This is a genomic window from Rhodanobacter sp. FW021-MT20 (genome assembly GCF_041107475.1).
Classification (GTDB): Bacteria; Pseudomonadota; Gammaproteobacteria; order Xanthomonadales; family Rhodanobacteraceae; genus Rhodanobacter_A; species Rhodanobacter_A glycinis.
Genome location: NZ_JBGBPX010000018.1, coordinates 80,682 through 91,225, shown reverse-complemented (window position 1 = coordinate 91,225; position 10,544 = coordinate 80,682). Strand labels below are relative to the sequence as shown.

Genomic DNA, 10,544 nt, shown 5'->3' with positions numbered 1-10,544 from the left:
CTGCCAAAGAATCCGTGGACGCATGCGGCTCAGCAGATACCGGCGTGAAGATCAACCACACCAAACGCGAGAGAGCCATGATGGGTCTGGTGGTTGAAGACATGGCGCAGCACCAGCCCGGCCGGCTTGGTATGCGACTCACCGGCGCTGTTGGTATAGCTCAGCGGCTGCGCGTACACGTCGTCGATGGCTTCGACGGTGAACGCGATGATGGCCGTATCCAGCGCTTCACGGTCCGCGCGCAACGTGGCGAAATCGGGAAACACGATGCCGCGAACCAGTTCGGGCAACGGCATCGCGCGTACCGGGTCCAGCGAAGCCAGCCCGGGCATTGCGTTGGCGAAGCGCCGCAGCCAATGCGCGTCGGCGGCATGGATATGCGCCAGCGTGGCCAGGATCGAGCCGAAGAACGCACCGCGATCCGCCTGCAGCTCTGTCTCGTCCAGTGCCGCGGCCTGCGCGTAGAGGCGCGCATTCATCCACTGGTTGTAGCGGGCCATCAGTTCGAAATCGGCTTTGAGGGACATGCAGCTGCTCTACGCGAAAAAGTGTGCAGGGTGCGAGGATAGCCCTGCCTTGAAATAAGCAGACCCGGGTTGGTGATGACCACCCGGCGTCAGCGCGACATCGTCCACGTCGACTCGATATCGCGCCTCACCGCTTCGTCCAGCCCAGCCGCGTCGGCATCCTGCAGGCCACGCACAACCCCATGTCGGATGCCGGCGAAATCACCGTCCTTGCGGAACGTCACCGACCAGAGGACGCGGCCCGCCGTCGGCAATTGGTATTCCCCCTCGTACGCAAAGCCATTGCTTGTCGTACCGGAAACATCGGCCATGACATAAGTCCCTCCGGGTCAATGCCTTGCAGCATAGGCTCTTTCCCGCCTTGCGCCCGCTTTTGCGCTTCCCTACTTTCGAGCTGCCGCGATCTCCGCCGCCTTCCGCGCGAGTTCCTTGATCCTGAGCACGCGCAGCAGCTCGGACTTTTTCAGTCCTTCGCGGGCCTCCTTGATCACTTCGTGGGCCAGGTTCTGGCTGGTGTGATGCCGCTTCGCGTCGATAGCGGCATCCAGTCGCTGCTGGGCTGCCCGAATCCCCTTGTCGACGCGGTAAAGGGGATCATGCGGGTTCGTGGCCAGCGGCGGGTCGTAGCTTTTCGTCATGGTTTTTCTTCGTGATCAGGGCGCCACGATAGCCCGGTTGAGCACGCCGCGCACCTGCGTTGTCGTTACTCGCCGGCCTATCTGCAGCGCCGCAGTTGGGCGCCGTACTCGCGAGCCAGGTGGTCGACTTCATCGGCAGTCTGCAGCAAGTGGCGATCATGCCGCCATTGGCCGCTGCGATAACCACCGATGCCTTCGTGATAAGCCAGATACAGGTGTTTCGGGTCCCACTTGGAGATACCCAGCTCGCGATGGATGCGGTCCGTGTACCAGCCAAGGAAATCGAGCGAGCTGCCCATGCGCTTGCGGCTCTTGAACCAGTGGCCGTTCTCCTTCCGATATTCCTTCCACACCGGGTCCTGCGCCTGCGCATAGCCATAGGCACTCGACCGGCGCGGCAGCGGAATGAACAGGAACCATGGCCGGGCCGGACGCGCCTTCGCACGGAAGTCGGACTCCCTTCGCACAAACGCCATCAGCACATTGACCGGGGTGCCCCAGCGCTTCTGCGTCGCCCGCGCATCGCGATACCAACTCGGGTACTGGGCGAAGACCTGGCAGATGTTCTGGCTGTCGCGAGGCGGCGCGGTGGCGCAACCACCCAAGGCCAGCAGGCCAACCGCAAGAAAGGCCACGCCGAGACGCCGGACCGTCATGCCGCGCCATGTCCTGATCATGGGCGCAAGCATCAAGGTCAACTTTCCATGGAAGTGCACTCCGCCCCCTTGTCAGACATGGTTGGCTCCAACCGCTGCTGGACTGCCCCGATCTCTTCACCGATGCGGCAGAGAGGATCATTCGGATTCACTGTCGCGATGGGTCGCAGCATTTCGCCATGGCTTTTCTTCGCGATCAGAGCGGCACGATAGCCCGGCTGGCTTCGCTGCGCACGCGTAGCGTCGTGGGCCGCCTGCGCCATCGATAAAGCCCGCACTCCGTTACCCCTTGCCACGGTACCTGACCGACTCCCCGGTTCCCAGCTCTCCAAACTAGCGACAAGGTTCAGCCAACGCCCCACCGTTCGCCCTGAGCGTAGGCCCGCAGGGCCGGAGTCGAAGGGTGATGGCCTGCAAGCGCTTCGACTTCCTCGCTCCTCAAAGCCGTAGCCATCCATGGCTACTCTCCGCGTACGCTTGCCACCGCAAGCTACGCTCAGCGCGAACGGTCTTTTTTAGCTGAGCTTCGTTGCTAATCAGGAACGCAAAAAGGCCAGCCCGGAAAGGGCTGGCCCGGATCAATCAAAACAGAAAAATCAGGCTTGCGGATCGGCGTCAGCATCCGGCGCTGCCGAGTCTGCATCGGCCGCTTCTTCCTTGTTGCCGATCATCGACTCCAGCGCACCCGCGCCCTTGAAACCGGCAAAGGCAGCGACGCCCTTGGTCAACAGCCCTGCATTCGGATCCAACTTCTCAGCACCCTCGACCGCGGCCACTGCACCTGCAATCTCACCCGCAAGATCCAGAATTCCCATGACACTCTCCGCGCTGTTTGTGGGACGTCCAGCATTGTTTGGCGGTGCCAAACGCAGGATGAATTTCGTCGCAAGCGTTTGCGATCAGCGGGGTGCTCGCGCCAGCACGGAATCGGGCGTCGCGCACACAGGCACCGCCTTCGCCCGACGCATTGCGGACGGCGCAGCGCGCGTTACCAGAGTAGGCCACGATGGTCGTCTTGCAGCGGCTTAGGGAAGGTCCGATCAATCGACTTTCTGCTCGTCATTCCTGCGGCTCTCAACGGCCGAAGGGGCGGCCAAGCAAGAATCCAGCGTCTGTGCTTTCAAGGACTTCCAGTCACTGGCCCACAGGTTCGCACTTGATCTGACCCTCGGGTTCGCAAGGTTTGCGTTGGCGGCACCTTTACCCCTTTGTCTTTTCAACCACGGCCAGGTAACTTTCACGCGTCGAAAATGGTGGACCGGTCTGGTAAGCCCCGGTCGGCTTTCGGGGAGCTTCCCCAAAGCTTCAATCCAGCCCTCCGGGCCGCGGACCACGACAGAAGGCGACGTGTCTCGCTTTCTGGTCGTGTTTCCCGCAAAAGGCGAGCTTGCAGTCGCAACCGCGGGCCTTCCGCCCAGTGAACTTGACGCGTCCTGATATGCCACTCACGGATAACAGGAGCATCCCGCATGCAACAGACAGACATCCTCATCATCGGCGGCAGCCTTGTCGGATTGTCCGCTGCAGTCTTCCTCGGCTGGCGCGGCGTCAGCGCCACAGTGATCGAAAAACACACTGGTAGTTCGCCCCATCCACGCGCCATGGGATATACCGAGCACACGCTGGAATTCTTCCGCGCCACAGGGCTCGATGAGAAAGTGCCCCAAGTCGCCCCCGGAACGCGGTTACGCCGGACCAGGGCGATAAGCCTGGCTGGCGAGTGGATCGGTGAAACACCGTGGACACCTGGTGAAAGTCCCGAGAACGATGGGACCAGCGCCGCATCGCCATGCACGGGCGCTGCCGTTGCGCAGGACGTGCTTGAGCCACTGCTGCGCGAGCGCGCGCGGGAACTGGGCACTGACCTTCGCCTAGGCGTCGAGATGCTGTCATTCGAACAGTATGGGGACAGCGTGACGGTGCATGTACGCGAACGCGCAACAGGTGCCGAATACGGCATGCGCGCCCGGTATCTCATCGCGGCCGATGGCGCAGACAGCTTTGTTCGCGAACGACTCGGCATTGCACGCCAAGGCGTTGGGTATCTTCGCACGATGCGAAGCGTCTTGTTCCGGTGTCGGGAGGCAGATGCCTACCTCGACCGGGGCATCCATCAGTTCGTGATCGAGCAGCCCGGCCTGCAAGCCTTCCTGACGACCTACGGTGATGGTCGCTGGGTTCTGATGTTCCACGATGACGATGAGCGGGACGAATTGGCACTCAAGGCCGCGGTTGCGCAAGCACTCGGCAAGCCGATGACCTTCGACATTCTGGCCACTGGCCGATGGGAGATGGCCGGGCGCATTGCCGAACGCTATGCCGTGGGCCGGATATTCCTCGCGGGGGATGCTGCACATCAACTGCCACCAACACGCGGCGGTTTTGGCGCAAACACCGGCATCGACGATGTCTACAACCTCGCATGGAAGCTCGAACTGGTACTCCGGCACGGCGCAGGTGACGCGCTGCTCGATACCTACAACGATGAGCGCCAGCCCATTGGCTGGTTGCGCCACCAGCAGACATTCGCACGTCCGGACTACGCGCGGTGGGTAGGTGGGAGCGTAGACGACAAGCTCTTGTACAGCGCCGCAGCCATGGAGCTTGGCCAGTTATCGCGGTCGAGTGCCGTCATCGGCGCCGGTATGGACCTGCCACCGGCTGCCGAGCCGGAAACCTGGGCGGGCCAGCCAGGCGTGCGCGCTCCGCACGTCTGGGTGAAACGCGACGGGAAACTGATTTCGACGATCGACATGTTCACCCGGAACTTCGTCCTGATGACGCCTGACCCGACGTGGGTCACGGCCGCCCGGGAAGTCGCCCAAGACATCCACATTCCGCTGGAATGCATCCAGGTCGGCATGGATGCGGAATTCCCCGCGGACATGCCATTCGAACATGCTTTCGGAGTGACGCACGAAGGCTGTTCGCTGGTGCGCCCCGACGGCGTCGTCGCATGGCGTTCCGAAGGGCGAGAGGACAAGCCGGCGAGACGCCTACGTGCAGTAATGGCAAAAGTGGCAGCGCTGCCTGACTGACATCCTTGGATGCTGGCGATGGCCATGGTCCAACCATTGCCAGATGGCAACGCCGGGATCGAGGGTCGCTAAAAAAGAGTCCCGCCCCTATCCAAGCGACGCCGATGGTCACATCAACCGCATTTCGAATATCCGCAGTTGAGACAGGTCTGGCAGCCGTCCATCAGCACTAGCGCCTGGGTGTTGCACTTGTGGCACAACGTGGCGCCGGGCGGGAAGCTGGAGGTTTCGGATTCGGTTTCGGACTCAGTTGTGGCGGAAGCTTCGCGCACAGGATGCGCTCCTACAGAGCTGGTGTCAGAGTTTTTTTTTGCGCTGGCGGCCTCGTAAGCGGCGCGCTTTTCGGCGATCAGTGCGCGTTGGCTGTCGCTCATTTCCGGGTCGTGGATCAGGCCGATGTTCTTCATGTGCTGCTCCAGCACCGCGCCGATCTCGGCCACGATGCTGGGCATGTAGACGCCGCCGGACTTGAAGTAGCCGCCGCGCGGGTCGAATACGGCCTTGAGCTCTTCCACGATGAAGGTGACGTCGCCGCCCTTGCGGAACACGGCGGAGAGGATGCGGGTGAGCGCCACGATCCACTGGAAGTGGTCCATGTTCTTCGAGTTGATGAAGATCTCGAAGGGGCGGCGCTGTTCGTGTCTGGTGCCGGCGTTGAGCACGATGTCGTTGATGGTGACGTACAACGCGTGCTCGAACAGCGGCGACTTGATCTTGAAGGTGGAGCCGACCAGCGTCTCGGGACGCTCCAGGCTCTCGTGCATCTGGATGACTTCGGCCTGCTTGGGCTCGGCGGGCTTGGCGACGACCTGGGGCGAGGCGGAAGCGGCGGCCGGCGCGGCCTTGTCTTCGGGCTTGACGACGTTGTAGCCCGTGATCTTCTTTTCGATCTTGATCGCCATGGTGTGTTCTTCCTGGATGGATGGCGGCGCGCGGCGCGGAAAAAACGCGCCCGGTCCGGCACGCGGCCGGACCGGGCGTGTCGGGACTTACTTCTTGCGGGTGGCCTTCTTGGCGGCAGGCTTGCTGGCCGCCTTCACGCTCACCTTCTTGCTGGCAGTGGACCTCTTCACCGACGCCTTGGCGACGGTTTTCTTGCCGGCGGCCTTTTTCGGCGCCGCCTTCTTCACGGAGGCCTTCTTGACGCCGGCCTTCTTGGCTACTTTCTTGACTGCGACCTTCTTGCCGGCTTTCTTCGCGGCGACTTTCTTCGCCGGCTTGTTGGCCACTCTCTTCGCCTTGCCGGCTGCCTTCTTGGCAACCTTCTTCACCGACTTCTTGGCGGCCGTGGCTTTCTTGGCCACCTTCTTGGCGGCTTTCTTCACGGCCTTCTTGGCGGCGACTTTCTTGGCCGGAGCCTTCTTCGCCGTCTTCTTGGCCGCAGCCTTCTTGGCTACTTTCTTGGTGGCCGCCTTCTTCACGGCCTTCTTGGCCGCTGCCTTCTTGGCGGGTGCGGCTTTCTTGGCGGCCTTCTTCGCAGCCGGCTTCTTCGCCGCAGCCTTCTTGGCAGCAGGCTTCTTGCGGGCCGGCGCTTTCTTGACGGGTGCAGCAGCGGGAGCGGCAGGAGCCTCAACCGCCGGAGCGGCCGGTGCGGCGCTGTCTTGCGCTTCGATCTCGTTATCGATGGACATGCAGGTGATCCCCTCGGACGGTTGTATGTACTTCTCGTGGGTTGGAACTACAACTAGAACTTGCCGTAATACCCTTCCTTCAAGGCATCGAAAAGGTTGGCGGCGGTATGCATCTCACCGTCGTATTCCACCTCTTCATTGCCTCTCAGTTCGATAACGCTACCGTCTTCCAGTTCGAAGTGGTAGAGGGTATTTGCAAGGTCGGCATCCTTGACCAGTACGCCCTGGAATGCGGCAGGGTTGAAACGGAAGGTGGTGCATCCTTTCAGGCCCTGTTTGTAGGCGTAGAAATAGATGTCCTTGAAGTCTTCGTAGGGGTAGTCGGTGGGCACGTTCGCGGTCTTGGAAATGGATGAGTCGATCCATTTCTGCGAGGCGGCCTGGATGTCCACGTGCTGCTTGGGACCGATGTCGTCGGCGGCGACGAAATAGTCCGGCAGCTTGGTCGCCGGGTCTTCGGAAAGCGGCATGGCGCCGGCGTTGATGAGCGCGCGGTAGGCAAGCAGCTCGAAACTGAAGACCTCGACCTTCTCTTTCGACTTCTTGCCTTCGCGAATCACGTTGCGCGAATAGTGGTGGGCGAAACTCGGCTCGATGCCGTTGCTGGCGTTGTTGGCCAGCGACAGGGAAATGGTGCCGGTGGGCGCGATCGAGGTGTGGTGGGTGAAACGCGCGCCGGTCTCGGCCAGTTGCTCGACCAGGTTGGGCGCCACTTCCGCCACGCGCTGCATGTAGCGGCTGTACCTGGCGTGCAGCACGCGACCGGGAATGCTGTCGCCGACCTTGTAGCCGTCGCGCGCCATTTCCGGGCGCTTGCGCAGCATGTCGCCGGTGACGGTGAAGTCCTGCAGCAGGATCGGCGCGGCGCCCTTCTCCCTGGCCAGGTCCAGTGCCACTTCCCAACCGGCCACCGCCATCTCGCGCGAGACGTCCTCAGTGAAGGCCACGCCTTCGGTCCCACCGTAGCGTATCTTCAGCATGGCCAGCGTGCTGCCCAGGCCGAGGAAGCCCATGCCATGGCGGCGCTTGCCCATGATCTCGTTGCGCTGCTGCTCCAGTGGCAGGCCGTTGATCTCGACCACGTTGTCGAGCATGCGGGTGAATACCTTCACCACCTCGCGGTACTCGTCCCAGTCGAAACGCGCCTTCGGCCCGAACGGATCGCGCACGAACTTGGTGAGATTCACCGAACCGAGCAGGCAGGAACCATAGGGCGGCAAGGGCTGTTCGCCGCAAGGGTTGGTCGCGCGGATGTGCTCGCACCACCAGTTGTTGTTCATCTCGTTGACCTTGTCGATCAGGATGAACCCGGGCTCGGCGTAGTCGTACGTCGAAACCATGATCATGTCCCACAGGTGCCGCGCGCGGATGTGGCCGTAGATCTTGCAGGCGACCAGGCCATCCTCGCGGTCGACGTAGTTCTCGTGGGTGGGCCATTCGCGCCAGACCACCTGGGCCGGATCGTCCAGGTTGACCTCGTCGCGTTCCTTCACGTGCACCGGGAACACCAGCGGCCAGTCCTGGTCGTGCTCCACTGCCTGCATGAAGCCGTCGGTGACCAGCAGCGAGAGGTTGAACTGGCGCAGGCGACCGTCTTCGCGCTTGGCCTTGATGAATTCCTTCACGTCCGGGTGGCTGACGTCGAACGTGCCCATCTGCGCGCCGCGACGACCGCCGGCGGACGACACGGTGAAGCACATCTTGTCGTAGATATCCATGAACGACAGCGGGCCGCTGGTGTACGCGCCGGCACCGGACACGTACGCGCCGCGCGGACGCAGCGTGGAGAATTCGTAGCCGATGCCGCAACCGGCCTTCAACGTGAGCCCGGCTTCGTGCACCTTCTCCAGGATGTTGTCCATCGAATCGCGGATGGTGCCGGAGACGGTGCAGTTGATCGTGGAGGTGGCCGGCTTGTGCGCCAGCGCGCCGGCATTGGAGGTGATGCGGCCGGCCGGGATCGCGCCATGGCGCAGCGCCCACAGAAAACGCTCGTTCCAGTGCGTGCGCAGCTCCGGGGTCGCTTCCACGTCGGCCAAGGCGCGGGCCACGCGCTGCCAGGTGCCATCGACATCGGTGTCGACCGGTTCACCCGATTTGGTGCGCAGGCGGTACTTCTTGTCCCAGATGTCCTGGGAGGCCGGCTGCAGGGGAATCTCCGCAACATCGGGTTGAGCGGCTGGAGCGCGCACGGTAGTCATTGTTTGCCGATCTCCCGGGCGGCCAGGCGCCCCGCTGGATCCTCATTCGAAGCCCGCGACGACCTGGTGATCATCACCTGCATCTGGGCTCCCCGTCCTCACGAACACACAAGATGTTGTGGTTGCTGGTGAGTTGGCAAAGTAAACCCGGGGCCGGTGGTTGTAAAGTACCCGCGACCATATTCGCCGGTGCCCGTTCAAAGGAACCGCAGCCGCCGGCGCGAGTCGAACCAGCACCGCTTAACCGTGCATGCAGGAGGAACCCATGCCGCATCATCGTTCCCGCGCTTCGCGCTGGCTTGCCGCCGCTTTTGTCGCCGTGCTCGGCGGTGCGCTTTCGTTGCCCGGACACGCCGGCATTCCGCCGTCGGTGGATGGTCAGCCGATGCCGTCGCTGGCACCGATGCTGGCGCACGTGACGCCGGCGGTGGTGAACATTTCCACCAAGACCCGCGTGGCCGTGCGCGACCCGTATTTCAGCGATCCGATCTTCCGCCAGTTCTTCGGCCTGCCGAACACGCCGCGCGAACGGGTGGAACAAAGCCTGGGTTCGGGCGTGATCGTGGATGCGGCCAAGGGTTACATCATCACCAACAACCACGTGGTGGGCGGCGCCGACGACATCACGGTGACGCTGCAGGATGGGCGCAGCTTCAAGGGCACCCTGGTCGGCACCGATCCGGCCACCGACGTGGCGGTAGTGAAGATCAAGGCCGATCATCTGCAGGCGCTGCCGCTGGCCGATTCGTCGAAGCTGCGCGTGGGCGATTTCGTGGTGGCGGTGGGTGAACCGTTCGGACTCAGCGAGACGGTCACCTCCGGCATCGTCTCGGCACTGGGTCGCTCGGGCCTGGGCGGCTCCGGCTATCAGAACTTCATCCAGACCGACGCCTCGATCAACCCCGGCAACTCCGGCGGTGCGCTGGTGAACCTGCGCGGCGAACTGGTCGGCATCAACTCGATGATCTACTCGCCTTCCGGCGCCAGCGCGGGCATCGGCTTCGCGATTCCGTCCGACCTGATCGGCGAGGTGATGCGCCAGTTGATCGCGCATGGCAAGGTCAGCCGCGGCACGCTGGGCCTGCAGACGCAGGACATCACGCCACGCATCGCGCGCATGCTGGGCTTGTCCAACAACAACGGCGTGGTGGTGACGAACGTGGTGCGCGGCTCGTCGGCCGACAAGGCCGGGCTCGCCGTCGGCGACGTGATCACGACGGTGGACGGCAAGCCGCTGCACGACAGCCAGCAATTGCACAACACCGAAGGGCTGGAGCCGGTCGGCAGCGTGGTGAACATGACCATCCGCCGCAACGGCGCCGAGCGGAAGATGAGCGCCACGCTGACGCCGGAGAAACTCGCCACGCTGGACGGTCGCGCGCTTGATCCGCGCCTGGCCGGCGTGGAATTCAGCGAACTGGGCGAAAACCAGCGCAGCCAGGGCGTGGCCGGCGTCGCCGTGGTGTCGGTGCGCGCGGGCAGCGATGCCGCGCAGGCAGGTCTGGCCACCGGCGACATCGTGGTCGGCGTGGGCAACTATCGCGTCACCAGCGTGCGCGACATGCAGCGCCTGGCCGGCATGCAGCCACGCGTGCTGACGCTGGTGGTCGCCAGCCACGGCAACCTGCATTACGTACAGATTCCATGACGCTCACGGCGCCATCGACCTCCGATGCATGTGATCCCGGCGTAAGCCGGGATCACATGATTTTCGCCACATGGAAAAGGCACCGGATTCCAGCCTCCGCTGGAATGACGAACATTTACCCCCTTTTACTGAACTAGCCAGTTCGCCTTCCGTGGCGGCAATACTTAACGCAAGCACATGACCATGCTTGATGTTTTTGCCGCCG

Annotated in this window: 10 protein-coding genes; 2 read left to right on the top strand and 8 right to left on the bottom strand. The window is 63.0% G+C overall.

Annotated features, from left to right (window positions below; genetic code table 11):
* Positions 1–29: 29 nt before the first annotated feature.
* The 5 genes from AB7849_RS16525 to AB7849_RS16505 all read right to left on the bottom strand — a co-directional run bounded on the left by AB7849_RS16525 (position 30) and on the right by AB7849_RS16505 (position 2,636).
* Positions 30–527: a DinB family protein gene (locus tag AB7849_RS16525; RefSeq protein ID WP_369501406.1), complete on the bottom strand. Its 498-nt coding sequence runs from the start codon at positions 525–527 to the stop codon at positions 30–32.
* A gap of 89 nt (positions 528–616) precedes the next feature.
* On the bottom strand, positions 617–838 hold the full coding sequence (locus tag AB7849_RS16520; RefSeq protein WP_008209920.1) for a hypothetical protein: 222 nt from the start codon (positions 836–838) through the stop codon (positions 617–619).
* 72 nt (positions 839–910) lie between these two features.
* A complete protein-coding gene (locus AB7849_RS16515; protein ID WP_008209922.1) occupies positions 911–1,165 on the bottom strand; it encodes a hypothetical protein in 255 nt (84 codons plus the stop codon).
* A 77-nt stretch (positions 1,166–1,242) separates the two neighbouring features.
* Positions 1,243–1,821: a hypothetical protein gene (locus AB7849_RS16510; protein ID WP_037099089.1), complete on the bottom strand. Its 579-nt coding sequence runs from the start codon at positions 1,819–1,821 to the stop codon at positions 1,243–1,245.
* A gap of 596 nt (positions 1,822–2,417) precedes the next feature.
* Complete coding sequence (locus AB7849_RS16505; RefSeq protein ID WP_008212244.1) at positions 2,418–2,636, bottom strand: hypothetical protein; 219 nt, start codon at positions 2,634–2,636, stop codon at positions 2,418–2,420.
* Positions 2,637–3,290: 654 nt separating this feature from the next.
* On the opposite strand from AB7849_RS16505, the gene AB7849_RS16500 reads away from it, so the two are divergent.
* Entirely contained in the window at positions 3,291–4,859 is a 1,569-nt protein-coding gene (locus tag AB7849_RS16500) for an FAD-dependent monooxygenase (RefSeq protein WP_008212245.1), read from the top strand.
* Between the two features lie 113 nt (positions 4,860–4,972).
* Here AB7849_RS16500 and AB7849_RS16495 read toward each other — a convergent pair whose 3' ends face one another.
* The 3 genes from AB7849_RS16495 to AB7849_RS16485 form a co-directional block, all read right to left on the bottom strand.
* Complete coding sequence (locus AB7849_RS16495) at positions 4,973–5,761, bottom strand: TSCPD domain-containing protein (RefSeq protein ID WP_008212247.1); 789 nt, start codon at positions 5,759–5,761, stop codon at positions 4,973–4,975.
* Positions 5,762–5,848: 87 nt separating this feature from the next.
* Positions 5,849–6,490: a hypothetical protein gene (locus AB7849_RS16490; protein WP_008212248.1), complete on the bottom strand. Its 642-nt coding sequence runs from the start codon at positions 6,488–6,490 to the stop codon at positions 5,849–5,851.
* A 53-nt stretch (positions 6,491–6,543) separates the two neighbouring features.
* Positions 6,544–8,691, bottom strand: a complete 2,148-nt coding sequence (locus AB7849_RS16485) for an adenosylcobalamin-dependent ribonucleoside-diphosphate reductase (RefSeq protein ID WP_008212249.1) — start codon at positions 8,689–8,691, stop codon at positions 6,544–6,546.
* 265 nt (positions 8,692–8,956) lie between these two features.
* Between AB7849_RS16485 and AB7849_RS16480 the strand changes: the two genes are divergently transcribed.
* Positions 8,957–10,339, top strand: a complete 1,383-nt coding sequence (locus AB7849_RS16480) for a Do family serine endopeptidase (protein WP_369501403.1) — start codon at positions 8,957–8,959, stop codon at positions 10,337–10,339.
* Positions 10,340–10,544 lie beyond the last annotated feature (205 nt).

Excerpts from the sequence above, each read along its gene's own strand:
- AB7849_RS16525 (WP_369501406.1), bottom strand. The coding sequence starts at position 527 with ATGTCCCTCAAAGCCGATTTCGAACTGATGGCCCGCTACAACCAGTGG.
- AB7849_RS16520 (WP_008209920.1), bottom strand. The coding sequence starts at position 838 with ATGGCCGATGTTTCCGGTACGACAAGCAATGGCTTTGCGTACGAGGGG.
- AB7849_RS16515 (WP_008209922.1), bottom strand. The coding sequence starts at position 1,165 with ATGACGAAAAGCTACGACCCGCCGCTGGCCACGAACCCGCATGATCCC.
- AB7849_RS16510 (WP_037099089.1), bottom strand. The coding sequence starts at position 1,821 with ATGACGGTCCGGCGTCTCGGCGTGGCCTTTCTTGCGGTTGGCCTGCTG.
- AB7849_RS16505 (WP_008212244.1), bottom strand. The coding sequence starts at position 2,636 with ATGGGAATTCTGGATCTTGCGGGTGAGATTGCAGGTGCAGTGGCCGCG.
- AB7849_RS16500 (WP_008212245.1), top strand. The coding sequence starts at position 3,291 with ATGCAACAGACAGACATCCTCATCATCGGCGGCAGCCTTGTCGGATTG.
- AB7849_RS16495 (WP_008212247.1), bottom strand. The coding sequence starts at position 5,761 with ATGGCGATCAAGATCGAAAAGAAGATCACGGGCTACAACGTCGTCAAG.
- AB7849_RS16490 (WP_008212248.1), bottom strand. The coding sequence starts at position 6,490 with ATGTCCATCGATAACGAGATCGAAGCGCAAGACAGCGCCGCACCGGCC.
- AB7849_RS16485 (WP_008212249.1), bottom strand. The coding sequence starts at position 8,691 with ATGACTACCGTGCGCGCTCCAGCCGCTCAACCCGATGTTGCGGAGATT.
- AB7849_RS16480 (WP_369501403.1), top strand. The coding sequence starts at position 8,957 with ATGCCGCATCATCGTTCCCGCGCTTCGCGCTGGCTTGCCGCCGCTTTT.